The organism is Bradyrhizobium sp. ISRA436 (assembly GCF_029910015.1).
Taxonomy (GTDB): domain Bacteria; phylum Pseudomonadota; class Alphaproteobacteria; order Rhizobiales; family Xanthobacteraceae; genus Bradyrhizobium.
In genome coordinates, this window is record NZ_CP094519.1 from 4,391,840 (window position 1) to 4,416,693 (window position 24,854).

Below are 24,854 nucleotides of genomic sequence, written 5' to 3' on the forward strand. Positions count from 1 at the left end.
CCAATGACAAAACCCCACACCAACGGGAACGGCGCCGCGAGCCAGGCCGGCAAAGGCAAAGGCCGCAAACTCCGCTCGCAGGAATGGTTCAACAATCCGCACAATCCGGGCATGACCGCGCTCTATCTCGAGCGCTACCTCAATTACGGGCTGACGCGTGAGGAACTTCAGTCGGGCAAGCCGATCATCGGCATCGCCCAGACCGGCAACGACCTGTCGCCCTGCAACCGGCATCACCTCGAGCTTGCGCATCGGGTGCGCGAGGGCATCCGCGCCGCCGGCGGCATCGCGATGGAGTTTCCGACCCATCCGATCCAGGAAACCGGCAAGCGCCCGACAGCAGCGCTCGACCGCAACCTCGCCTATCTCGGCCTGGTCGAGGTCCTCTTCGGCTATCCGCTCGACGGCGTAGTGCTGACCACCGGCTGCGACAAGACCACGCCGGCCTGCATGATGGCAGCGGCGACCGTCAACCTGCCCGCGATCGTGCTGTCAGGCGGGCCGATGCTGAACGGCTGGCACGACGGCCAGCGCACCGGCTCCGGCACCGTGGTCTGGAAGGCGCGCGAGCGGCTGGCGGCGGGCGAGATCAATTATGAGCAGTTCATCGAGATCGTGGCCTCCTCGGCACCGTCGATCGGCCATTGCAACACCATGGGCACGGCCTCGACCATGAACTCGCTCGCGGAAGCGCTCGGATTCTCGCTGCCGGGCTGTGCGGCAATCCCGGCGCCCTATCGCGAGCGCGGCCAGATCGCCTACGAGACGGGAAAACGCATCGTCGACATGGTCTGGGAGGATCTGAAACCCTCGGACATCCTGACGCGGCAGGCGTTCGAGAACTGCATCGTGGTCAACTCCGCGATCGGCGGCTCGACCAACGCGCCGATCCACATCAACGCGCTGGCGCGTCACGTCGGCGTCGAGCTGTCGATCGACGACTGGCAGAAATACGGTCACGACGTGCCGTTGCTCGTGAACATGCAGCCGGCCGGCTTCTATCTCGGCGAGGAATATCACCGCGCCGGCGGCGTGCCCTCCGTGGTGCGCGAATTGATGAAGCACAAGCGCATCCATGAGAACGCCATTACCGTCAACGGCCGCACCATGGGCGAGAACTGCAAGGATGCGCCGGCTCCCGATGGCGACGTGATCTGGAGCTACGACAAGCCGCTCGTGAAGGACGCCGGCTTCATCGTGCTGCGCGGCAACCTGTTCGATTCCGCGATCATGAAGACCAGCGTGATCTCCAAGGAGTTCCGCGAACGCTACCTCTCCAACCCGAAGGACCCGAACGCCTTCGAAGGCCGCGCCATCGTGTTCGAGGGCCCGGAGGATTATCACGAGCGGATTGAGGATCCCGCGCTGGATATCGACGAGCACTGCGTCCTGTTCATCCGCGGCACCGGTCCGATCGGTTATCCCGGCGGCGCCGAGGTGGTGAACATGCAGCCGCCGGCGGCGCTGATCAAACGGGGCATCCTGTCCCTGCCCTGCATCGGCGACGGCCGGCAGTCCGGCACCTCGGGCTCGCCCTCGATCCTCAACGCCTCCCCGGAAGCAGCTGCCGACGGCGGGTTGGCGATCCTCAGGACCGGTGACAAGGTCCGCATCGACCTCAACAAGGGCAGCGCCAACATCCTGATATCAGAGGATGAGCTGCGGACGCGCCGTGCCGAACTGAAGGCCAAGGGCGGCTTCCCCCATCCGGCGAACCAGACGCCGTGGCAGGAGCTTTACCGGCAGACCGTCGGCCAGCACGCGACCGGCGCCTGCCTCGAGCTCGCGACGCGCTACCACGACATCGCCGGCAAGGTCGGCGTCGCGCGGGATAATCACTAGCTCCGCATCGTCATTGCGAGCGCAGCGAAGCAATCTGTTTCTCCATCGCGGCAGCATGGATTGCTTCGTCGCTTCGCTCCTCGCAATGACGGCGGCAACAAATCCAATCAATAAGACTTCGAGGAGACTTGCATGTCAGACCGCCTGAAGGGCAAACGCGCATTCGTGACGGCGGCGGCCGTCGGCATCGGCCGCGCCTGCGCGCTGGCCTTTGCCCGCGAGGGCGCAACCGTGTTCGCGACCGATATCGACGAGGACAAGCTCGCCCAACTCAAGAAGGATGGCGTCGCAGAGGTGGCGAAGCTCGACGTGCGCGACACGGCGGCGGTGGAGGCGATGGCCAAACGAGCCGGCCGGACCGACATCCTGCTCAATGCCGCGGGCTTCGTGCATCACGGCACCGCGCTCGACTGCTCGGACGCGGACTGGGACTTCTCCTTCGACCTCAACGTCAAGTCGATGCACCGCACCACCCGCGCCTTCCTGCCCGGCATGCTGGCGCAAGGCGGCGGCGCCATCGTCAACATCGCCTCCGCCGCGGGCGCGGTGAAGGCGGCGCCGAACCGCTATGTCTACAGCGCGACCAAGGCCGCGGTGGCAGCGCTGACGCGGTCGGTCGCGGCCGATTTCATCACCGGAGGCATCCGCTGCAACTGCATCTGCCCCGGCACCATCGAGACGCCTTCGATGCTGCAGCGCGCGGCCACCGCCGGCCCGAATGGCCTTGAGATGTTCGTCGCGCGTCAGCCGATGGGCCGGCTCGGCACCGCCGACGAGATCGCCGCGCTCGCGGTGTATCTCGCCAGCGACGAGAGCTCGTTCACCACCGGCGTCGCACATGTGATCGACGGCGGTTGGACGCTTTAGTTTCCAACCTCTCCCCGCGAAGAGCGGGGCGAGGGAGCTGATTTCCAGCGCCGCTGCACTGAGGCAAACGTCAAAGGATCCAACCGATGAACAAGATCGATCTCAACGGCCGCTGCGCCGTCGTCACCGGAGGCGCGCAAGGCTTCGGCCGCGCGATCACCGAGCGCTTTGTCACGTCCGGCGCCAAGGTCGCGATCTGGGATTTCGACCAACCGCTGGCCGAGAAGACCGCGAAAGCGATCGGCGACAGCGTGATCGCGATCAAGACCGACGTCACCGATCCCGCCGCCGTCGACGCCGCGCGCGACGCAACGCTGAAGGCGTTCGGCAGGATCGACATCCTCGTCAACAATGCCGGCATTGCCGGCGTCAACAAGCCGGTGTGGGAAACCGACCTCGACGAATGGCGCAAGGTGCTGCGCATCAATCTCGACGGTCCCTTCATCTGCTGCAAGTCGGTCGTGCCGGCCATGATCGGCCAGAAATACGGCCGCATCGTCAACATCGCCTCGATCGCCGGCAAGGAAGGCAACCCGAACGCCGCGCATTATTCGTCGTCGAAGGCCGGCCTGATCGCGCTGACCAAGTCGCTTGGCAAGGAGCTCGCGCAGCACGACATCCTGGTCAATGCGGTGACGCCGGCCGCGGCGAAAACCGCGATCTTCGACCAGATGACCCAGCAGCACATCGACTTCATGCTGTCGAAGATCCCGAAGGGCCGCTTCGTGCTGGTCGAGGAGCTCGCCTCGATGGTGGCGTGGCTGGCCTCCGAAGACTGCGCCTTCTCGACCGGCGCGGTGTTCGACATCTCCGGCGGCCGCGCGACCTACTAGGGTTCAGACTCAATTGATCCAATAGGCGACGATGGCGGCGAGGTGCACGGCAGCCAAGAAGTTTCTGGCAAGTTTGTCGTAGCGAGTTGCGACACGCCTGAAGTCCTTGAGGCGGCAGAAACAGCGCTCGATGACGTTGCGTCCCTTATAGGCGCGTTTGTTGAAGCTGTGGAGGATGACCCTGTTGGATTTGTTTGGAATGACGGGCTTGGCACCACGATCGACGATTTCGGCGCGAAAGCCGTCGCCGTCGTATCCTTTGTCGCCGATGAGGGCAGACATGGGTGGCGCGAGTTCCAAAAGGGCCGGCGCGGCGGCAATATCTGCGTCCTGGCCTGGAGTGAGATGAAATGCGCAAGGTCTGCAATCAGGGTCGCTCAGCGCGTGGATTTTCGTGGTCCGCCCGCCGCGCGAGGAGCCGATCGCCTGTTCATGCTCCCCCCTTTTCCGCCGCTCGCCGAGCGATGCGCTTTGATCGAGGTGGAATCGATGGACAAAGTCACGCCATCCTTTCCGCAGCGGGCGAGCGCTTCAAAGATCGCCTGCCAATGTCCGCGCTTGGCCCAGCGATTAAAGCGATTGTAGATCGTCGTGTAAGGACCATAGTCGGGCGGACAATCGCGCCAGCGTGCGCCGCACTGAAGCATGTGAATGATACCGCTGATAATGCGTCGATCGTCATCGCGCGCCGGGCCAGTCTGGTTCGTTGGCAGATGCGGCTTAATCTGAGCCCACTGCTTGTCGTTCAGCCAGAACAGCCCCTTGCGCACCTAACTCCCCCGTGCCGAATCAATCCAACGCGAGGGAATCAGAAATCGCTAATTAGGTACAGACCCTAGCTCCCCCGCCTCGCCGGCTGCCGCAGGGCCGCGGCGAGATAATCGGCCAGCAGTGACGCGGCGCGCGACAGGTTCGCCGCGCGATGCAGGCGGATCTCCGCCCGCGGCAGAGGCGGCAGGCCGTCGCGCGTGGTCAGCCGTCGCAGCGTCGGCGGAAACGTACCCGACTTGACCACGGTCACCGCGAGGCCCTGCGCCGCGATGGCCTCGACCGCGGCCAGGCTGTGGCTGACAAAAGCGAGCCGCCACGGCCGATGCGCGTCGTCGAGCGCCTGCATCGCCCAGCTCCGGAACAGACAGCCCTGCGGATAAAGCGCGACCGGGAGCGGCTCGCGCTGCTCGACGCGATGCTCCGCGCTCGCGGCCCAGACCGCCTGCTCGGTTCTCAGTAACTCGCCCTCGCCGCGGCCTTCCGGATGCATGGCGATGACGAGGTCGTAGGCTTCCCCGAGCCGGTCGGTCATTGACGATGTCAGGCCGGTTTCCATCTCAACATGGATCAGCGGATAGTTGGCGACAAAGCCCGCGAGCAGCGGCGGGACGATCAGTGTCCCATAGTCGTCCATCACCCCGAGGCGAACGCGCCCGTCCATTCCGTGCGCGCGCACCCGGCCGACCGCTTCGTCGTTCAGGCTGAGAATGCGCCTTGCGTAGCCAAGCAGTCCCTCGCCGGCTGCGCTCAGGTCGACATTGGACGTGGTGCGGTGAAACAGCTCCGCCTGCAGCCGTTCCTCCAGCCGCTTCACCTGCATGCTGATGGCTGATTGCGTCCGGTTCAGCGCGGAGGCCGCGCGGGTGAACGACCGATGGTCCGCCACCGCGACGAAGGCCCGCAGCAGATCCGGGTCCAGAACCGGAGCACTCATAACAAACCGTGATTCATTCTATCAGATATATTCGATTTTCTGATTATCGTCCCTTCCGTAGATTACGCAAGCAAAACAGAAGGATCGAATGGGATGGGCGAGGCTTGGGGAGTGTTGGCGGCTGTGCTGTCGAGTGCGCTCGGCGGCACCTCGATCGGGGCGACGCGATTTCTGGTTGGCTCGATCGATCCGCTGGCGATCGGTTCGTTCCGGTTCGGCATCGGCGTTCTGCTGTTGCTGCCGCTGACATTGCTGCAGCTCCGGGCGTGGCCGCCGCGGCGTGACTGGCCTGGGGTTGCCGGCCTCGGCCTGTTGTTCTTCGCGGTGTTTCCGATCCTGTTCAACGCATCGCTGATCTTCACCACGGCGGCACGCGGAGCGCTTGCGCTCTCCACGCTCCCGCTGCTGACGATGGTGGTCGGCGCTGCGCTCGGCAGCGAGCCGCTCACCGCACGGAAGACCACCGGCGTCCTGGTCACGATCCTCGGGGTCGCGCTCGCCCTGCTCTCCGGGCTTGCCACGGCGCCGCCCGGCGCCTGGCGCGGCGACCTTCTGATGGTCGCGGCTGCGCTTTGCATGGCGCTCTACAGCATCTGGTCAAAACCCTTCATCCGCCGCTCCGGTCCGATTCCCTTCACCACGCTGGCGATGACGGCCGGCGGCGCCTTCCTCATCACGGCCTCGCTGGTGCGCGGCAGCTTCGCACCGATTGCGGATTTCGGCGCACCGCAATGGTTCGGCGTGATCTATCTCGGTGCCTTCGGCGCCGCCCTGACCTTCTACCTCTGGTCCTTCGCGCTGGAGCGGACAACTCCGACCCGCGTCGCAATATCGGTCACCGTCAATCCAATCGCTGCCTCGCTGGTCGGCGCCGCATTCCTCGGCGAACCGCTGCGCTGGAACGTGGTGGCCGGGATCGTGACCGTCTTCGCCGGCATCTGGATCGCCACCACCCAGCCGCGCGCGAGGAAGGCGGATGCAGCCGCCGTCGCGCCGGATGCGCGTTGACGGAGCCCGGAACCGCCGCCGCGTCGGCCAGCACAGACGTTAGCAAATCGTGCTAGCCTGATGGTTGGATCCCTCGCGAACCAAGGCGGCGCGCATTTGAACATCTCCCTTTATAGCGTCTCGGTCTGGGTGCTGCCGCTGGTCATCGCCATCACCTTCCACGAGGCCGCGCACGGATTCGTCGCGCACCAGCTCGGCGACAACACCGCCTGGCAGCTCGGCCGCGTCACCTTCAACCCGCTGAAGCACATCGACCCGTTCGGCACGCTGATCTTGCCGGCCGTGCTGCTCATGGCGCATTCGCCGTTCCTGTTCGGCTACGCCAAGCCGGTGCCGGTGAACTTCCGCAAGCTCAACCACCCGAAGCTCGACATGGTGTGGGTGGCGCTGGCAGGCCCCATGACCAACATCATCCTTGCGACCGCGGCCGCGCTGGCATTCCACGCCCTCCCTTTCGTGCCGGCGAACGCGGCGCAATGGACCGCAGACAACCTGAAAAACGCGTTCCTGATCAACATCGTGCTTGCGATCTTCAACATGATGCCGATTCCGCCGCTGGATGGCGGCCGGGTCGCAGTCGGGTTGCTGCCGCGCCCGCTGGCGATCCCGCTGTCGCGACTGGAGCCGTTTGGCATACTGATCCTGATCGGGCTCCTGATCCTGCTGCCCATGATCGGCGCCCGCCTCGGCCTAAATCTTGATGTTATTTCCACGATACTGCGAACACTGACCGGCTATGTAATCCAGGCCCTTCTCCTTATAACCGGGAACACATAACTTGATTTCAGGCAGGAACGCTTCGAGGCCATGGTGATCAAAGCCGCCGATATGCTGATTGCACGACGCGCCGATACGCGTGCGCGCGCCGACTTTGCAACCTGGAAGATGATGGCCAAGCTGAACGGCACGTCCGCCCTGCCCCCGGAGGCGCAAAATTTCCTGGCCTGCTACAAGAAGCTGCTGGAACAGATGGACGACGCCAAGGCGAGCGAAGCCACCATCCAGCTAATGTACCGGACCTATTATGCCGAGATGGGCGGGGCCGGCGCAGCGCCTGAGGTTCCCGCCCGCTCGCGCGAGCCGGTCTCCGACAGCGGAAACGTCACCGCCTTCCGCCGCCTGCCCGCCAAGCCGAGGCCCGGCGCATCCGGCCCGAACGCCCAGCGTCCGCTACCGGTCGCGCTGATCTTCTGCTGTCTGGTCGTGGTCTACGTCGCGATCCGCTATTACTGGCGCTAGCACCACGAGCTATTTCGGTTTGGCTCGGTTTCCTCACGCGAACCGGTATCCGCTTCGCGTGAAAGCGCTCGACCGATAGCGCTGTAACCTGCCCCACATTTGCGTCAAAGGCGCGCGGCTCCCGCGGCAGACGGTGATCGGCCGTTTGTTCTCATCAGACGACGCAATGGCGTTGTCGATCCTGCGCGCCCTGGTCGTGGACAGCGAGCCGATCGCGTTCATGCGAGGCGCCGCTGACTGCAGAAGCACAGCGTCGAGCCATCGACCCGGCTAATTCGCCGCGCCGTGGAATATCGCGCGCGGCCGATTGTGTCGCACGCCTAGGCGGCGCCATCGCGGCCGGGCATAATGAGGAACTCAAAAAACAAAATCATACTGGAGGATAGATGAAGCGATCCATTGCAGCCCTTGTCGTGACCACGAGTCTGGTGATCAGCGGCAGCGCGCTGGCCCGGACCATGGACAAGGTCGTCAAGGTGGGCGCCCTCGGCGATCAGTCCGGGCTCTACCAGGATATCGGCGGACCGGGCTCGACAGTGGCGGCGCAGATGGCGATCGAGGATTCCGGGCTGCTGGCAAAGGGCTGGAAGATCGACCTGATCTCGGCCGATCACCAGAACAAGCCCGACGTCGCCGTCAACATCGGCAAACAGTGGATCGACGTCGAGAAGGTCGACGTGTTCGTCGACCTCGCAGCCTCCAACGTCGGGCTCGCCATCGCCAACCTCTCCAAGGAGAAGAATGTCGTCAATTTGAACTCCGGCTCGGGCTCCTCCGGTCTCACCGGCTCGCAGTGTACGCCCAATACGGTGCACTGGCCCTACGACACCTATATGCTTGCCAACGGCACCGGCAAGGCGCTGGTGAAATCCGGCGGCGACAGCTGGTTCTTCATCACCGCGGACTATGCGTTCGGCTAGGCGCTGGAGCGCGACACGACGGCGGCCGTCACCGCGGGCGGCGGCAAGGTGCTCGGCAGCGTCAAGCATCCGCTCAATACCGCCGACTTCTCCTCGTTCCTGCTGCAGGCGCAGAGTTCGAAGGCCAAGGTCATCGGCCTTGCCAATGCCGGCGGCGACACCACCAACGCGATCAAGCAGGCGGCTGAATTCGGCATCGTCTCGGGCGGCCAGAAGCTTGCAGGCATGCTGATGTTCATCACCGACGTGCACTCGCTCGGCCTCAACGTCGCGCAGGGCCTGAACTTCACGGAAAGCTTCTACTGGGACATGAACGACCAGACCCGCGCCTTCTCCAAGCGCTTCATGGAGCGCTTCAAGAAGAATCCGCCGACCATGGTGCAGGCCGGCGTCTACGCATCGCTGATCCATTACTTCAAGGCGCTGGAGGCGCTGGGCGGCAATCCGCACGACGGCCGCGCTGTCGTCGCCAAGATGAAGGAGCTGCCGACCGACGATCCGCTGTTCGGCAAGGGCTCGATCCGCGCCGACGGCCGCAAGATCCATCCCGTCTACCTGTTCGAGGTGAAGAAGCCGTCGGAGTCGAAGTATCCGTGGGACTATTACAAGCTGGTCGCGACCATTCCTGCCGATGAAGCCTTCCTGCCGCTGGACAAGAGCGCCTGCCCGCTGGTGAAGAAGAACTGATTGGTTCGCGCGACGCGTACGGCGGATGGGAAAAGCGCCATCCGTCGTCTCCGCAACATAAGGCGTGCATCACCGGCGGCGCCCTGATCCCGAACAATCTCTATCTGCGGCGTTCGTCGCCGCGGTGATAGAGCAGCCCTTGCGGAAAAGAACATATGAGGGCTGCGGCGCGCGCCACTGGATCACGCGACGATTGCGGCGATACGCTCAGTCACGGTGCGGAGCGGCCTCGTATTCCAACGACCGTAGATGCGTCAGCCCTTGCCTTTGACGCGGAAGACCACCGGGAGCGTGAACTTCAGGCCTTCGTCGGCGACCAGCGGTGGCGGTGCGGGGACGGGATCGGAGCGCTTGATCATCGCAAGCGCAGCCTGATCGAACGCCGCATCACCCGACCCCTTCTCGATCGCCATGTCGAGCACATGCCCGAGCCGGTCAAGGGTGAAGCTGACATAGATCTCGGCCGACTTCAGCGCGCCACCAGCGGGGTACTTCTTGTGCTTGTCGAGATGCGCCATCAGCCGCTTCTGCCAGGTCTCACGCGCGCGCCGCAGGGCGTTGCCATTGCCGATGACCGGCGCAACCGAGCGCGGCGCTTCGGGCGCGGCTTCCACGGTCGGCATCGCGGTGGCCTCGGCAGCGACCGACTCCTGCGATGCCGCGGTCTGGACGGCGGCGACCTTCTGCTCTTCTTCGGTCGGCTTCTTGTTGTCGTTCTCGGTCACCACCCGATCGGCATCTTCAATCTCGTTCGGCGTGTCCTTCGGCAGGTCGGTTTCCTTGACCTCGGCCTTTTGCTCGTTGACCTGCGGCGAAGCCACGGACGCATCCGCATCCGGACCGGCCGGCAAATCGGTGACCTCGCGATTTGGCGCCGCCAACTCGACCCCGACCTCGATGGCCGACACGCCGGAGACGTCCTCCGGCTCCTCCCCATGCAGATTGGTGAGCGCAAGCGCGGCGCCGCCGACATGCAGCACCAGGGCGATCACCGCGGCCGACACCCACAGCGTCCGGGACGGCTTCTGTTCGAGATCGGACATCGGCGTCAGGCCTTCGTCATGGGTTCTGTGTCGTCGGCGCACCCTGCTGCGCCGCCGCATCCGGAACCCCTTCCAGCGCGACCAGCTTGATCTTGGAATAACCGCCCTTGCGCAGGAATTCCAGCACGTCCATCAGTTCGCCATAGGGGACCGCCCGATCGGCGCGCACGAAAATGTACTTGTCCTTGCTCATGTCTGGTATGGCATCGAGCGCACTCACCAGATCGACCCGCTTGACGAAGGTCTCGCCGATCGCGAGCGAGAGGTCCGGCTTGATGCTGACATAGGTCGGCTTGTCCGGCTTCTTGGTCGGCGACGCGGTCGAGGTCGGCAAGTCGATCGGCAGGTCGACGGTCGAGAGCGGCGCCGCCACCATGAAGATGATCAGGAGCACCAGCATCACGTCGATGAACGGCGTGACATTGATCTCGTGCGATTCCGCGAAATCGTCGTCAGTATCGTTCTCTGCGACCGAGAAAGCCATCGCCTACTCCGCCGCCGCGGCGCGCGCGTGCGAACCCTGCGGAAGGCTGCCATGGGTGCGGTCGAGATCGCGCGACAGCAGCCGTGCCGCGGCGCCCGAGGCGCGGTTGACCAGCTCGAGGTAGCTCTTCGTCACGCGCGAGAAGTGGTTGTAGATGATGACCGCGGGAATCGCTGCGACCAGACCGATCGCGGTGGCAAGCAGCGCCTCCGCGATGCCCGGCGCCACCACCGCGAGGTTGGTGGTCTGCGACTTCGAAATGCCGATGAAGCTGTTCATGATGCCCCAGACCGTGCCGAACAGGCCGACGAAGGGCGACGTCGCACCGATGGTTGCGAGCAGGCCCATCCCGAGCCGGATGCGACGGGCCTCGGCGCGGACGATCTCGGAGAAGCTCGACGCGGCGCGTTCCTTGACGCCGCTGTCGCTGGAGATCCCGGCAGACAGCCGTCCCTCGCGCATCGCGGCCGCGATGAAGGATGACAGCACATTGCCCTTAGCGCCGAGCGCGAACTGCGCTTCCGCCAGCGAGCGCGATTCACCGATCTTCGCGAGCGCGCCGCGCAGCTTGCTCTGGGCCACGGTCAGCTCGATCATCTTGGCGATGAACACCGTCCAGGTGACCAGCGAGGCGAAGGCCAGGCCGACCATCACCGCCTTCACGATGATGTCGGCATTCAGGAACATGGTCCACGGCGACAATTCGTGCAGACCGGTGGCGGTCGTCTTCAGCGGCCTGCTCTCGCCCCCCGCAGGCGCAGCCGATGGCGCATCGGTCGCGGACGGTCCGGACGTCTGCGCCGGGGTGGTTGCGACCGGAGCCGGGGCGGCCTGCGCTTGCGGCACGGCCGGGGCCGGCTGGGCCACCGGCGTGGGCTGCTGGGCCGCCGGTACCGGCTGGGGCTGGGCCACCGGTGCCGCCTGAGGCTTGGCCGCCGGCGCAGCTTGCGCGGCAGGCGCCGTCTGCTGCTGCGCCGAGGCCGGGGCAGCCAGCATCAGCATCGCCAGCGAGGCGACCATGGCGGATGCAGCGCGGAACATGGATGTTTTCATAGTTACACTTCAGCCCAGTGGCGGATCAGGTTGTGATAAATGCCGGTCAATTTGACCGTTTCAGGGTCGTCGCGCCCCAGCCGTTCCACCAGGGCCTGTATTGCCGTATCGAGATCAAAGATCAGGCTGCGCGCGTGCGCATCCCGTACCATGCTCTGCAACCAGAAAAAAGACGCAAGCCGCGTCCCCCTGGTGACCGGCGTGACCAGATGCAAGCTGGACGCAGGATAAAGTACCAGATCGCCTGCCGGCAACTTGATTTCATGCGAGCCGTAAAGGTCTTCGATGACGAGCTCGCCGCCATCGTAATCTTCCGGCTCAGATAAAAACAACGTGACCGACAGGTCGGTGCGGATCCGTATGCCGGTGAATCGGTCGCCGCGCACCGCATTGTCGACGTGCAGGCCGAAATGGTGCCTATCGCTTGCGGCGTACCGATTGAACAAGGGTGGAAAGATTCTAAGCGGGATCGCCGCCGAGATGAAGCGCGGGCTCGCCGACAGCGCGGTCAGGATGCGGTTGCCGAGCTGCCGCGCGACCTCGCTGTCGGGCGGCAGCTGCTCGTTGCGCTTCACCAGCGCGGAGGCTGCTCCGGCCGTCGAGCGGCCGTCTTCCCAATCGCTGGCATCCATGATGCGGCGGAAGTCCGCCACATCGGCTTTACTCAGAACATTGGGAACACAGACCAGCATCGCGACGCTTTGAAACCTCCCTCAGTAACGCGCTGAAACAACCAGATACGCGGCGCGTCCCGGCGCTTCCAGCACGAAGGGTGTCGCGCTCTGGTAGAGCGCATCGTAGTAACGCTTGTCGAAGATGTTGTTGACGAACAGCTTCACGGTCCAGTGCTTGTCGACCTTCGCTTCCGCAAAGGCGTCGAAGCGCCAGTAGCTCGGGATCGAGGTACCCTGGTTCGCCGCGAGCAGCGTGCCGCCATAGACCTTAGAGCGATAGACCGCCTGCCCGCCGATCTCCCACATGTCGGTGAGCTGGTATTTCGAGAGCACGCTGAACGACTGGTGCGCCACGTTGGCAAGCGGCCGCCCGACATTGGTCGGATAGAGCAGCGGCTGCGGCGACGGCGCCAGCGACTTCGTCACCTCGGACTGCATCAGCACGAGGCCGCCGAACACGCTCCATTTATCGGTGATCTTGCCGCCGACGCCAAGATCGATGCCGCGGATGCGGTAGGCAGCGCCAGCCGTGATGCAGGAGACGGTGCCGGTCGTCGGCGGATTGGTGACTGGATAAGGACATGTCGCGGTGCCGGTCGTCGGCGTAATGTTCTGTGCCTCGCGCGCATTCTCCTTTTCGGTCTGGAACAGCGCTGCCGTCACCAGCAGATGACGGTCGAACAGCTCCCACTTGGTGCCGACTTCGATCGCCTTGTTCTTTTCCGGCCCGAAGATCTGGTTCGAATTGCCGTTGATCACAGGAGCAAGGCCGCCATAGGCCGTGCTGGTGCCGTCGAATTCGGCGCCAATCGGATTCGACGATGTCGCGTAGGCGGCGTAGACACTGCCATTCGGCGCGGGCTTCAGCGTCAGGCCGAGGTTGAAGTTCGGCAGGCCGAACTCCGCGCTCTGCGCACCGAACCTCGTCGCGCCGCTGACAGTGCCGTACCCGCTGGTGCTGATGTTGTAGTCGTCGTAGCGGATGCCGCCGTTGAGGATCGCGAAGTCGTGGTAATTGACGCTGTCGAGCAGATAGACGCTCTTGGTGTCGACCGAGAGATTGGTCGGCAGGCCCGCAAGCGTCGGCGTCGTGGTGAACGGCGTATTGGTGTATTGCGGGGCGAACACACTGACGCCGGGGATCGATCCGCTGCCCGTGAACGGCGTACCGGTCGTCAATTCCGAACTTAGCCCGGTATACTTGTCGATATACGAGGTCTCGCGCGAGATCTCGACGCCGCCCACCGCGGTATGTCTGAAGCCGCCGGTATCGAACTTGTAGGTCGCCTCGCTCTGGTTGGCGAGCACATCGGTGACCTGATGGCGGCTCTGCGGATTCATCGTGATCGTCGAAGCCGAGAGCGGGTTCGTGACGACCGGCGATTCGGCGAGGGTGCCGATGTAGTCGTTGAGCGAGCGCGATGCCCTGATCTTGTCGCTAAGCACGAGGTCGGGCGTCACCTGGACTTCGGTGTTGACCGTACCGATGTCCTGCCGGACCTTGAAAAAGTCGCGATTGACCAGGCCGTAGAAATTGTTGCGGGGCGAACCGAAATCCGGGAACGGACCGCCTGCAGTGCTGGTGAAGATGTTTCTCGGCGCCGGCGATCCCGGCCGGTAATACGGCACGCCGAAATCCGGGATGCCGTGCAGGTAGGTGTGCACGTAGTCCGCGGTGACCTTGACCGCGTCGACCGGCGTCCACTTGGTGGCGACGAACGCACCGTTACGGTCGTCGGTGACGTAGTCGCGGCCGGCGACGTTGGCGTCCTGGAACAGGCCGCCGGCGCGTACCGCGAATGTCGGGCTGATCGCCTGGTTGACGTCGAGCGTCACACGCTTGGTCTGATCGGTGCCAAACGTGGTGTCCATGTTGTAGAAGCTCTTCTCCGCAGTGGCCTGCTTGGTCACGATGTTGATCGCACCGCCGGTGGTGCCGCGACCGGCAAAGGACGAGCCGGGGCCACGCAGGATTTCGACCTGCTCGGTGAAGAAGTTCTCGCGGACGCTGACGCCGGGATCGCGCACGCCGTCGATGAAAATGTCGTTGCGCGCGTCGAAGCCGCGGATGAAGAAGCGGTCGCCGAACGCATTGCCGCCCTCGCCCGTGCCGAGCGTCACGCCGGCCGTGCTCAGGATGGCCTGCTTCAGCGTGGTGGCGTTCTTGTCCTCCAGCACTTCCTTGGACAGCACCGTCACCGACTTCGGCGTGTTCAGGATCGGCTCGGGAAACTTGCCCGACGCCTGCAGGTGGTCGACCTTGTAGGGCGCGGCTGCATCCGCGTAGGGGTTGCGGTCGGCGGCAAGGCTGCCGGCATTCGGGAACGGCACCGGCGCAACTTGCGCCTGCTGGTTGCGGCGCGCGGCGCGGCGCAGCGCGGTGCGGGCGCGGACCTGGTCCGGTGTAGGCTTGGATGTAGCGGGACGCGGGCGAGCGACCGGCGCATCGACCGTAACCGGCGGGAGGTTGGCCTGCTGCGCTTCGGCACCCGAAAATGATGCCACCGCGATCAGGCCCGCGACCGCGGAAACCTTCGTACCCGAATAACTCGCATTATCGTCGGCCGAGCCAATCCCCGCATCGAAACGCAGCGACCTTGGCGCCTTTGCATTGCTCATTCCATACGCCCCGAAAATCAAGTTCATCGCGAGACCGAACTGCTACGAACTTTCTCTTTCGGTTACTGAGCGTGAATTTTCGGGTCAATGCGATCGCTGCAACAACGCGCTTGAATCGCCCCAATTCAAAGCGATTCTAATCTGTAGTCTGAAATCGTTCTAAATCTAGATTCTAAGCGTTCTAATATTCGTTCTAAAAAGTACGAAGATACTCTTCGGCCGAAAGTGTCGCTGGCACCGGACGGCGCGCAGCAATCAATCGGTGCTTGGCGGCTTCATCAGCGAAAACAGCTCATCGACGGTGCGTTGCGCGACCTGCCGCACCCGATCGGTGTTGTCCATGCCGGCGATGTTGACGCCGTTGACGACGGCTTTGATCTCGTCGCGGAAGTCGGTGAGGAAGCGCAGGGGATCACGCTGCTCGTTGGCGACGCGCGCGATCAATCCCGTGATCAGGATCTGACAAGCCATCATGCGCCCGTTCAATTCATCCATCACGGCCCTCCCCGTCTCGCAGTATCGACGCGCGCGATATGAACGACATCGCCCGGCGTTTCAACCAGGCGCATGGATCGATGCAAACGAGTTGTTCGACGAATGCTGCGCCGCGGCTATTTCGCGGCGATGCTCTCGGGCGCCTCGCCGAGAGCCTTGATACGGTCCTTGACCGAGCGGAGCGTGGCTAGTCCGCTTTCGACATGCGCGTTCGACACGTCGCGCAGCACGTCGCTTGCGATCGCGTCGCGCAGACTGTCGAGATCATCCACGAGCTGACGTCCGCGCTTGGTCAGGAACAAGCGATTGGCACGACGATCCCTCGGATCTGGCCGCCGTTCGAGCAGGCCATGCTCGACGAGGCGATCGAGCAGCCGTACCAGCGAGATCGGCTGCAACTCGAGCACGTCGGCAAGATCGACCTGGGACAGTCCCTCCTGCTCGCGCAGGCGGAAGAGCACGATCCATTGCGCACGGGTGGTGCCGCGCGCCTTGGCGCGGTGATCGATGTAGTTGCGTAGCAGTCGCGAACTCTCGACAAGCTGTGCAATAAATTGACGTTTGATATCGGACGACATGGCGCTTCCCAGCCGGGACGTTTCCGTTTGTTTCTGACCTAAACCTTTCCAAATGTTTAGGATTCTCAAATCGTAGTGTGTTTACACATTAAGTGCACGCATATTATATCCGCAAGCTCTGTGAACCGTTTCCATGACCCTTTATTGTTGGTCCCACCCAAGATTGTTGGTCCAACTCAAGATTGGCCGTCCCAAACCAAGAGCCAACATGTCCAAGTCACGCACAATTCGTTGGGTTTTACTGATCGCCGCGATTGGCGCTGCGGGCTATTTTGGCTGGCAGAAATACCAGGGCAACAGGCTGGCGGCAGAGGCCGCGCAGAAGCGCGCCGCCACGCGCCCGGCGGTCCCGGTCAAGGTCGCGCCGGTCGAGAAAGCCGATTTCCCGGTCTATCTGACCGGCCTCGGCACTGTGCAAGCCTTCAACACTGTTCAGGTCCGCACCCGGATCGACGGCCAGATCACCAATATCCACTTCAAGGAAGGCCAGTTCGTCAAGGCGGGCGACACGCTGGTCGAGATCGATCCGCGACCGTATCAGGCAGCACTTGACCAGGCCAAGGCCAAGAAGGCGCAGGACGAGGCCAACCTCGCCAATGCCAATCTGGACCTGCAGCGCTACACCAGGCTCGGCGAATTCGCCACGCGCCAGCAGACCGACACGCAGCGTTCCACGGTGGCGCAGCTGACCGCCCAGATCGCCGCCGATGACGCCGCCATCTTCAACGCGCAGACGCAGGTCGATTACGCAACGGTGAAGTCCCCGATCGACGGGATCGTGGGCCTGCGACTGGTCGATGTCGGCAACATCGTCAACGCTGCGGCCCAGACTGCGATCGTGTCGATCACCCAGATCGAGCCGATTGCCGTGATTTTCACCGCCCCCGAAGACCAGCTCCCTGACATCAAGGCCGCGCTGGCCGTGGCGCCGCCGAAGACCATCGCGCTGTCGACCGACGGCAAGCGGGTCTTGTCGACGGGAACCCTGGCGCTGATCAACAACCAGGTCGACACCACCAGCGGGACGATCCGGCTGAAGGCGGTGTTCGACAACAAGGACCATGCGCTGTGGCCGGGCCAGTCAGTCTCGACCCGGCTGCTGGTCCGAACCTTGAAAGATGCGACCGTCGTCCCAGATGACGCAGTGCAACACGGCACTGACGGCCTTTATGCGTTTTCGGTGAATCAGGACAACAAGGCCGAGCTCCGCAAGATCAAGGTCAGCCAATCGATCGACGGCAAGTCGGTGATCGACGAGGGTCTGTCGCCGGGCCAGCAGGTGATCGTCGCAGGCCAGTACAAGGTCTCACCGGGAACCGTGGTGACGACGGCGGTGGCGAGCTCGGACCAGACTCAGTCGAAGGTTAAAGACGAATGAACGACGGAATTTCCGCACCATTCATTCGCTACCCCATCGGCACCTCGCTGCTGATGGCCGGCATCCTCTTCGTCGGTCTCGTCGCCTATCCACTGCTGCCGGTGGCGCCGCTGCCGCAGGTCGACTTCCCGACCATCCAGATCACCGCGAGCCTGCCGGGCGCCAGTCCTGAGACCATGGCGACCTCGGTCGCCCAGCCGCTGGAGCGCCAGTTCGCCCAGATCCCGGGCATCGCCCAGATGACCTCGACGAGCTATCTGGGTACCGCGTCGGTTACGATCCAGTTCGACCTCAACCGCAGCATCGATGGCGCGGCCAATGACGTGCAGGGCGCGATCAACGCGGCAAGCGGCCAGTTGCCCAAGAGCCTGCCCTCGCCGCCGACCTACCGCAAGGTGAACCCTGCGGACGCGCCGATCATGCTGCTGTCGGCCACCTCGGACACGCTGCCGCTGATCCGGGTCAGCGACGCCGTCGACGCGCAGCTGGCCCAGCAGATCAGCCAGATCTCCGGCGTCGCGCAGGTCATCATCGGCGGGCAGCAGAAGCCGTCGGTCCGCGTCCAGATCGATCCGGCCAAGCTGGTCGCGAAGGGCCTGTCGCTGGAAGACGTCCGCACCGCGATCGCGAGCGCGACTGTCGACAGCCCCAAGGGCAACATCGACGGCGACAGTCGCGCCTACACCATCTACGCCAACGACCAGTTGCTCAAGGCAGACCCCTGGAACGACGTCATCATCGCTTACCGCAACGGCGGACCGCTGCGGATCCGAGATATTGGTCAGGCGATTGACGGTCCCGAAGACGCCAAGCAGGCCGCCTGGGCGAACGGCAAGCGCGGCGTGTTCCTCGTCATCTTCAAGCAGCCGGGCGCCAACGTCATCGACACCGTCGACAAGATCAAGGAGGCGCTGCCACGCCTGGTCGCGGCGATCCCGCCGGCGATCAAGATCGACGTCATCAGCGACCGCACCACGACGATCCGCGCCGCGGTCGAGGACGTCCAGTTCACCCTGCTCCTGACCATTTTCCTGGTCGTGATGGTGATCTTCCTCTTCCTGCGCAGCTTCTGGGCAACCGTGATCCCCGCGGTGACCGTGCCGCTCGCCCTGCTCGGCGCCTGCGCGCTGATGTGGATTTTCGGCTACACGCTCGACAACCTGTCGCTGATGGCTCTGACGATCGCGGTCGGCTTCGTGGTCGACGACGCCATCGTGATGCTGGAGAATATCAGCCGCTACATCGAGGACGGCGAAAGGCCATTGGCCGCCGCCTTCAAGGGGTCGAGCGAGATCGGCTTCACCATCGTTTCGATCAGCGTCTCGCTGGTCGCGGTGCTGATCCCGCTGCTGCTGATGGGCGGCATTATCGGCCGCCTGTTCCGCGAATTCGCGGTCGTGCTGGCGATGACGATCTTCGTCTCGATGTTCGTGTCGCTGACCCTGACGCCGATGATGGCCTCGCGGTTCCTCCGCGTCCACAGCGAGGAGCGGCACGGCCGGTTATACCAGCTCAGCGAGCGCGGTTTCGACGCGATGCTCAACGCCTACCGGGCCGGGCTCGACGTCGCACTGCGCTGGAAGTTCACGACGTTGATGGTGTTCTTCGCAACGCTGGCGCTGTCGATCTACCTTTTTGCGGTCATCCCGAAGGGCTTCTTCCCGCAGCAGGACAATGGGCTGATCACGGCGACTTCGGAAGCCAGCCAGGACATCTCCTTCGCCGACATGAAGCGCAAGCAGGAGGCGCTCGGCAACATCGTGTTGCAGGATCCGGCCGTGGCGTCGGTGGCGATGGCGATCGGCGGCAGCGGCCGCGCCGGCAACAACGGCAACCTGTTCATCACGCTGAAGCCCTTGAAGGACCGTGACGCGAACGCCCAGCAGATCATCGCCCGCCTGCGGCCGAAGCTCGAGAAGGTCGAAGGCGCCCGGCTGTTCATGCAGGCGGCGCAGGACGTCCGTCTCGGCGGCCGCCCGACCCGCACCCAGTTCGAATTCACGCTGCAGGACGCCAATCTGACCGAGCTGAACGAATGGGCGCCCAAGATCCTGGCCAAGATGCAGACGTTGCCCGAGCTGCGCGACGTTGCGACCGACCAGCAGACCAAAGGCACCACGCTCGAGCTACAGATCAACCGCGACACCGCCTCGCGCTACGGCATCCAGCCGCAGCTGATCGACGACACGCTCTACGACGCCTTCGGCCAGCGCCAGGTGACGCAATACTTCACCCAGCTTAACAGCTACCACGTCATCCTCGAGGTGCTGCCGGAGTTGCAGGGCGCGATCGACACGCTGAACAAGATCTACGTCAAGTCGCCGTTGACCGGCGACCAGGTGCCGCTGTCGACCTTCGCGAAATGGACCAGCGTGCCGGTCCGGCCGCTCTCGATCAGCCACCAGGGCCAGTTCCCGGCAATCACCATCTCGTTCAACCTGGCCCAGGGCGTGGCGCTCGGCCAGGCGACGCAGGCGGTGCAGAGGGCGATGGTCGAACTCGGCGCGCCGCCGACCTTGAGCTCGAGCTTCCAGGGTACGGCGCAGGCGTTCCAGCAATCGCTGTCGACCGTGCCGCTGTTGATCCTCGCCGCGCTCGTGGTGGTCTACCTGATCCTCGGCATTCTCTACGAGAGCTACATCCACCCGATCACCATTCTGTCGACACTGCCGTCCGCAGGCGTCGGCGCGCTGGCGATCCTGATGGCGGCCGGCTTCGACTTCAGCCTGATCGCGCTGATCGGCATCATCCTGCTGATCGGCATCGTGAAGAAGAACGGCATCATGATGGTCGACTTCGCGATCGCCGCCGAACGCGACGAGCACATGGAGCCGGCGGCGGCGATCCGCCAGGCCGCCCTGCTCCGCTTCCGCCCGATCATGATGACGACGATGGCCGCACTGCTCGGCGGCGTGCCGCTGATGCTTGGCACCGGTACCGGCTCGGAAATCCGCCAGCCGCTCGGCTACGCCATGGTCGGCGGTCTGATCGTCAGCCAGGCGCTGACGCTGTTCACGACGCCCGTGGTCTATCTCTATCTCGACCGGCTCTCCAATGCCTTCGCGAACTGGGGCCGCTCGCAGCGGCCAGGCGACGACGCCCACGACGGCAGGGATGGATCGGTCAAGGAGGCGGCCGAGTGACTTGACTTTGCACTCCTCCCGGCACATCCGGAAAGACGTTCATTTCGGAGCCGGTGCCGTGAAGATTGTCGCAAAGTCGCTGTTGGTCTAGTTTACCGTGTTCGGCTTGGCCGGCCTCGGCCACGCCGAGGCTCCCAAGGGCAAGAATGCGCCAGCCCCTGCTCCCGCCGCGCCACATGCCGACGCCGCCCCTGCGAACAATCCCGGCTGGGTCGCACGCTGCACCAGCGCAAGCCGCGACGCTCCGCTCGAATGCGCGATGGAGCAGACGGCCGTGCTCAGCAAGACCGGCCAGCTCGTCGTGCTGGTCAATATTCGCGTGCCGGGCGACACCCGCACACCTGTCGCGCTGATCCAGCTGCCGCTCGGGCTCAACCTTCCGGTTGGCGCCAGGCTGCAGATCGACGATGGCAAGACCGCCGACGTGGCGATCCAGGCCTGCGAGGCGCGCGGCTGCTACGTCAACACCCCGATCGCCGCCGACATCCTGAATGCTCTGAGATCGGGCAAGCAGCTGAAAGTCTCGTTCCAGAATCTCGCCAAGGAAACGATCACCATCCCGATGTCGCTAACCGACTTCGCGGCGGTGTACGACAAGATCAAGTAGCGACAACGAGCTCCCGGTCGTCATGCATCACGACCGTCACCTGCGGAAGCTTGCCGTTGAATTCGGCTGGCCGATTGCCTGTTGCTGAGAGCGGAGACGTAGCTCGCCATTCGTGGGATGGGTGAAGCGAAGCGATGATACCCATCAATCGTGCCGCGTGAAGGTGATGGGTTTCGCTGCGCCCTGCCCATCCTACGATGATCGCCTACGTGCCGAGGTACACCTTCTGCACCTGCGGATCGTCAGCGAGCGCCGCCGCGGTTCCCGACAGCACGCTCTTGCCGACCTGGAGCACGGTCGCGAAGTCGGAGACTTCAAGCGCGAGCTCGATCGATTGTTCGGCGAGCAAGATGGTCAGCCCCTCGCGGTGCAGGCGACCGAACGTCTCGTACATGGATTCGACCACCGCGGGCGCCAGCCCCAGCGACGGCTCGTCCAGCATCAGGAGCTTTGGATCGCTCATCAGCGCGCGGCCGACCGCGAGCATCTGCCGCTCGCCGCCGGACATGGTGCCGGCGCGCTGGACGCGGCGCTCCTTCAGTCGCGGAAAGATGTCGTAGACGCGTTCCAGCAGCCTCCTGATGCGGCTCTTGTCGCGCAGCGGGGTAGCACCAAGCAAGAGATTGTTCTCGACGCTCTGCTGCACGAACAGCCGCCAGCCCTCCGGTGACAGTGCGAGCCCCTTGCGCACGATCGCGAACGCGCTTTGCCCCGCAAGCTGTTCCCCGGCAAAGCTGATCGTTCCGGAATGCACGGGAATCAGGCCCGCGATCGCGTTCAGCGTCGTGGTCTTGCCGCCGCCATTGGAGCCGAGCAGCGCGACGACGCTGCCCGCCGGCACCTCGAGCGAGACATCGGACACGCCGATCAGATCGCCGTAGCGGACCTCCAGATGCTCGATCTTCAGCAGCGGTCCGGTCATGTCGTTGGCCCACCCATCAGCTCGATCGGGGTGTGGCCGGCCGCCACCTTGGCGGCGGCGCGGGTGCCGAGATAGGCCGCAATGACCGAAGGATCGGAAGTGACCTGCTGCGGCGTGCCGCGAGCGATCTCCCTGCCCTGATGAAACACCATGACGCGGCTCGCCAGCGACATGATCACTTCCATGATGTGCTCGACGATCACGAGCGTGATGCCGGAGCGATGGATGTCGCGGACGAGGTCGATCGCAAGCTGCACCTCGCGCTGGGTCAGCCCGGCCATGGCCTCGTCGAGCAGCAGGATCCTGGGTTCGGTCGCGAGCGCACGCGCGATCTCGAGCCGCTTGCGGCCCGGCGTGCCGAGCGAGCGCGCCGGCGCATCGGCGAGCCGCTCCATGCCGACCCGCGCAAGCACGGCGCGCGCCCTGGACTCGGCCTCGGCGCGATGGCTGGAGCGCAAGAAGGCGCCGATCATGACGTTCTCGAGCACCGTCATGCCCTCGAAGGTCTGCGGCACCTGGAAGGTGCGCGCGAGCCCGAGCCGCGCCCTTGCCTCCGGCGGCATGCTGGTGATGTCGTGACCTTCGAGGAACACGTTGCCGGAGGTCAGTGCGAGGTCTCCGGTCAGGCAGTTGAAGAAGGTGGATTTTCCGGCGCCGTTCGGGCCGATCAGGCCGAGGATGTCGCCCTGCTCGAGCGTGACGCTCGCCGCATCCACGGCCTTGAAGCTGCCGAACGCCTTGGTGATGTCGCGCGCTTCAAGGAGCATTGGTGACCCCCTTCGCGGAATCGTCCTTCGCCTTCCTGGCTCGCAGGCGGTTGACCAGCGCCAAGATGCCGCCGGGCTGGAAACGCGCGATCAGCACGATGATCGCGCCGTAGACGACGAAGGTCAGGCCGGCGCCCTTGCCGCCGAGCAGGCTGTTGGAGATCTCCTCCAGCGGCACCAGGATCGCCGCGCCGACCAGCGGCCCGAACAGGAGCCCCGCGCCGCCGAGCGCAGCCATGATCAGGATCTTCACCGAGATCAGCAGGCCGAGCCCGGAGTCCGGATCGACGAAGCCGAACATCATCGCGTAGAGCGCGCCGGCGACGCTGGTCAGCCCCGCGCTCAGCATGTAGGCGTACAGCTTGACGCGGCTTGCCGGTGCGCCAAGCGAGCGCGCTGCACGCTCGGAGTCCTTGACCGCGCGGAGATAGAATCCCATCCGGCTGCTCGCCATCCACCAGGTGATCAGGAGCGTGATCGCGAGGACGGCGAGGAAGAGATAGTAGTACGGCAATGCCGAGATGAAGGAGAGATCGAACACGTTGCGCGGCACCGTCGGGCCGCTCAGGCCGACGGCGGCGCCGAGATAGTCGGTGTTGGTGACGATCAGCCGGGCAAGCTCGGCGACCGCGATCGTCGCCATGCTGAAATAATGCCCCGACAGCCGCAGCGTCGGCGCACCGATCACGGCCGCGATCGCGACGCTGGCGACCAGCCCGACGGGGATTCCGACCAGCGGCGACAGCGCATAATGCGCATAGGCCCCCATCGCGGCATAGGCGCCGCAGCCGAAAAACACCGCGTGCCCGACCGAGACCTGGCCGGCGTAGCCGCCGATGATGTTCCAGGCCGACGCCGCAATCGCATAGAGCAGGACCAGCGCGCCGAGACGCTGCTGGAAGGGCGTGGAGAACACCCAGGGGTAAGCCACGACCAGCACGATCGCTATTGCGAGCCAGAAGGTGCGCCGCATCACGTCTTGCCCATCAAGCCCTGCGGCCTGAACCAGAGGAAGCCGAGGAACAGGGCGTAGACCACCATGTCCTTGTAGACGGCGCCGATCAGATAGCCGGACAGCGACTCGATCACGCCGATCAAAAGACCCGCGATCAACGCTCCCGGCACGCTGCCGAAGCCGCCTAGCGAAACCGTGACGAAGGCGACGATGCCGAGCGTCTCGCCGACGGTCGGCACGACATAGAAAAAGGTCGCGATCAGCGCGCCAGCAAGCCCGGTGGCGCCCGCCGCGATCGCCCAGGCGATTGCCTGCATGCTATCGGGACGAATGCCCATCAACTGCGCCGCCGTCGAATCCTCGGCGACCGCGAGCATCCGCGAACCGAGCGTCGTGCGCGTCAACAGCAGATGCAGCCCGAGCGTCACCAACAGCGCGACGACGCCGGCGAGCAGCCGCGAGGCCTCGATGCGGATGCCGAGGACATCGAATGTGCCGCCGACGAGATCTCCCGGCAGCGACAGGAAGTTGGCGCCGAACCACCAGAATACGGAATAGCGCAGCAGCAGCGCCAGCCCGAACGTGCCGAGGATCTGCGCCAGCATCGGCCCCTTCATGACGTCGCGGATCAGGCCGAAATAGACGGCGATGCCGAGCGTGGCGAGCAGCAGCGTCGCCAGCGGCGCGCCGACCAGCGGGCCGCCGCCGAGCAGCGTGTAGACCACATAGGCGACGTACATGCCGAGCATGACGAAATCGCCGTGGGCGAAATTGACCACGTTCATCATGCCCCACACCAGCGTCAGGCCGGAGGAGAACAGCGCATAGACGGCCCCGAGCAGGAGGCCACCCACGATCACCTGAACAAGAACAATGGACATGGGTCAGCGTGCGATGTCTAGCGGTTGAATGATCCTGGCCGCCAGCGCTTCGACCGCCTCTCCCATCGGGAGAGGTCGGCGCGCAGCGCCGGGTGAGGGGATCATATCCATCGACAGAGCGAAACCCCTCACCCGATTTGCTCGCGCAAATCGA

General features: G+C 64.4%; 22 protein-coding genes and 1 pseudogene. 10 read left to right on the forward strand and 13 right to left on the reverse strand.

The genetic code is table 11. From position 1 onward, the window contains the following. The first annotated feature begins 3 nt into the window (after positions 1-3). From MTX23_RS20845 to MTX23_RS20855, 3 genes are all read left to right on the forward strand, one after another. Positions 4-1,842, forward strand: coding sequence for an IlvD/Edd family dehydratase (locus tag MTX23_RS20845; RefSeq protein WP_280972080.1), 1,839 nt, complete (start codon positions 4-6; stop codon positions 1,840-1,842). Positions 1,843-1,974: 132 nt separating this feature from the next. Continuing rightward, a complete protein-coding gene (locus MTX23_RS20850; RefSeq protein ID WP_280972081.1) occupies positions 1,975-2,709 on the forward strand; it encodes an SDR family oxidoreductase in 735 nt (244 codons plus the stop codon). A gap of 86 nt (positions 2,710-2,795) precedes the next feature. Next, positions 2,796-3,542, forward strand: a complete 747-nt coding sequence (locus MTX23_RS20855; RefSeq protein WP_280972082.1) for an SDR family NAD(P)-dependent oxidoreductase — start codon at positions 2,796-2,798, stop codon at positions 3,540-3,542. A 9-nt stretch (positions 3,543-3,551) separates the two neighbouring features. On the opposite strand, the gene MTX23_RS20860 is transcribed toward MTX23_RS20855, so the two are convergent. Both MTX23_RS20860 and MTX23_RS20865 read right to left on the reverse strand, forming a co-directional pair. After that, positions 3,552-4,312 (reverse strand): IS5 family transposase gene (locus tag MTX23_RS20860; protein ID WP_280972083.1). Its coding sequence is split into 2 segments (ribosomal slippage): positions 3,552-3,979 and positions 3,979-4,312, totalling 762 coding nucleotides; the frame shifts between segments, so codons are not numbered across the junction. Between the two features lie 65 nt (positions 4,313-4,377). Continuing rightward, entirely contained in the window at positions 4,378-5,247 is an 870-nt protein-coding gene (locus MTX23_RS20865; RefSeq protein WP_280972084.1) for a LysR substrate-binding domain-containing protein, read from the reverse strand. A 93-nt stretch (positions 5,248-5,340) separates the two neighbouring features. Here MTX23_RS20865 and MTX23_RS20870 point away from each other — a divergent pair, with 93 nt between their 5' ends. The 4 genes and pseudogenes from MTX23_RS20870 (at position 5,341) to MTX23_RS20885 (ending at position 9,101) form a co-directional block, all read left to right on the forward strand. Continuing rightward, entirely contained in the window at positions 5,341-6,255 is a 915-nt protein-coding gene (locus tag MTX23_RS20870) for a DMT family transporter (protein ID WP_280972085.1), read from the forward strand. Between the two features lie 96 nt (positions 6,256-6,351). After that, positions 6,352-7,032: a site-2 protease family protein gene (locus MTX23_RS20875; RefSeq protein WP_280972086.1), complete on the forward strand. Its 681-nt coding sequence runs from the start codon at positions 6,352-6,354 to the stop codon at positions 7,030-7,032. Between the two features lie 51 nt (positions 7,033-7,083). Then, positions 7,084-7,494, forward strand: a complete 411-nt coding sequence (locus MTX23_RS20880) for a hypothetical protein (RefSeq protein WP_280978132.1) — start codon at positions 7,084-7,086, stop codon at positions 7,492-7,494. Between the two features lie 386 nt (positions 7,495-7,880). Then, positions 7,881-9,101 (forward strand): annotated as a pseudogene (locus MTX23_RS20885) (ABC transporter substrate-binding protein). 254 nt (positions 9,102-9,355) lie between these two features. Here MTX23_RS20885 and MTX23_RS20890 read toward each other — a convergent pair. From MTX23_RS20890 to MTX23_RS20920, 7 genes are all read right to left on the reverse strand, one after another. After that, entirely contained in the window at positions 9,356-10,144 is a 789-nt protein-coding gene (locus MTX23_RS20890) for an energy transducer TonB (RefSeq protein ID WP_280972087.1), read from the reverse strand. Between the two features lie 16 nt (positions 10,145-10,160). After that, positions 10,161-10,628 carry a TonB system transport protein ExbD gene (gene exbD, locus MTX23_RS20895; protein ID WP_280972088.1) on the reverse strand — a complete coding sequence of 156 codons (468 nt, stop codon included), beginning with the start codon at positions 10,626-10,628 and terminating at the stop codon, positions 10,161-10,163. Positions 10,629-10,631: 3 nt separating this feature from the next. Continuing rightward, a complete protein-coding gene (exbB, locus tag MTX23_RS20900; protein ID WP_280972089.1) occupies positions 10,632-11,669 on the reverse strand; it encodes a tonB-system energizer ExbB in 1,038 nt (345 codons plus the stop codon). Between the two features lie 14 nt (positions 11,670-11,683). Next, entirely contained in the window at positions 11,684-12,373 is a 690-nt protein-coding gene (locus tag MTX23_RS20905) for a Fe2+-dependent dioxygenase (protein WP_280972090.1), read from the reverse strand. Between the two features lie 21 nt (positions 12,374-12,394). Continuing rightward, a complete protein-coding gene (locus MTX23_RS20910) occupies positions 12,395-14,974 on the reverse strand; it encodes a TonB-dependent receptor (RefSeq protein ID WP_280972091.1) in 2,580 nt (859 codons plus the stop codon). 255 nt (positions 14,975-15,229) lie between these two features. Further along, positions 15,230-15,469: a hypothetical protein gene (locus MTX23_RS20915; protein ID WP_280972092.1), complete on the reverse strand. Its 240-nt coding sequence runs from the start codon at positions 15,467-15,469 to the stop codon at positions 15,230-15,232. A gap of 116 nt (positions 15,470-15,585) precedes the next feature. Further along, positions 15,586-16,047 (reverse strand): MarR family transcriptional regulator, encoded by a 462-nt coding sequence (locus tag MTX23_RS20920; protein WP_280972093.1) that lies wholly within the window; start codon positions 16,045-16,047, stop codon positions 15,586-15,588. 208 nt (positions 16,048-16,255) lie between these two features. On the opposite strand from MTX23_RS20920, the gene MTX23_RS20925 reads away from it, so the two are divergent. The 3 genes from MTX23_RS20925 to MTX23_RS20935 all read left to right on the forward strand — a co-directional run bounded on the left by MTX23_RS20925 (position 16,256) and on the right by MTX23_RS20935 (position 21,175). After that, entirely contained in the window at positions 16,256-17,425 is a 1,170-nt protein-coding gene (locus tag MTX23_RS20925) for an efflux RND transporter periplasmic adaptor subunit (RefSeq protein WP_280972094.1), read from the forward strand. Then, entirely contained in the window at positions 17,422-20,568 is a 3,147-nt protein-coding gene (locus tag MTX23_RS20930; RefSeq protein WP_280972095.1) for a multidrug efflux RND transporter permease subunit, read from the forward strand. The genes MTX23_RS20925 and MTX23_RS20930 overlap by 4 nt, the downstream gene beginning before the upstream one ends. Positions 20,569-20,665: 97 nt before the next feature. Beyond that, positions 20,666-21,175 (forward strand): invasion associated locus B family protein, encoded by a 510-nt coding sequence (locus MTX23_RS20935; protein ID WP_280972096.1) that lies wholly within the window; start codon positions 20,666-20,668, stop codon positions 21,173-21,175. Positions 21,176-21,380: 205 nt separating this feature from the next. Here the strand turns inward: MTX23_RS20935 and MTX23_RS20940 are convergent, their stop codons facing one another. Genes MTX23_RS20940 through MTX23_RS20955 form a run of 4 tightly spaced genes read right to left on the reverse strand, consistent with a single transcriptional unit; the run spans position 21,381 to position 24,700 of the window. After that, positions 21,381-22,097, reverse strand: coding sequence for an ABC transporter ATP-binding protein (locus MTX23_RS20940; RefSeq protein ID WP_280972097.1), 717 nt, complete (start codon positions 22,095-22,097; stop codon positions 21,381-21,383). Beyond that, a complete protein-coding gene (locus MTX23_RS20945) occupies positions 22,094-22,864 on the reverse strand; it encodes an ABC transporter ATP-binding protein (protein WP_280972098.1) in 771 nt (256 codons plus the stop codon). Before MTX23_RS20945 ends, MTX23_RS20940 begins: the two co-directional genes overlap by 4 nt. Beyond that, on the reverse strand, positions 22,854-23,837 hold the full coding sequence (locus tag MTX23_RS20950; protein ID WP_280972099.1) for a branched-chain amino acid ABC transporter permease: 984 nt from the start codon (positions 23,835-23,837) through the stop codon (positions 22,854-22,856). Before MTX23_RS20950 ends, MTX23_RS20945 begins: the two co-directional genes overlap by 11 nt. Continuing rightward, positions 23,837-24,700 carry a branched-chain amino acid ABC transporter permease gene (locus MTX23_RS20955; RefSeq protein WP_280972100.1) on the reverse strand — a complete coding sequence of 288 codons (864 nt, stop codon included), beginning with the start codon at positions 24,698-24,700 and terminating at the stop codon, positions 23,837-23,839. The genes MTX23_RS20950 and MTX23_RS20955 overlap by 1 nt, the downstream gene beginning before the upstream one ends. Between the last annotated feature and the right edge of the window lie 154 nt (positions 24,701-24,854).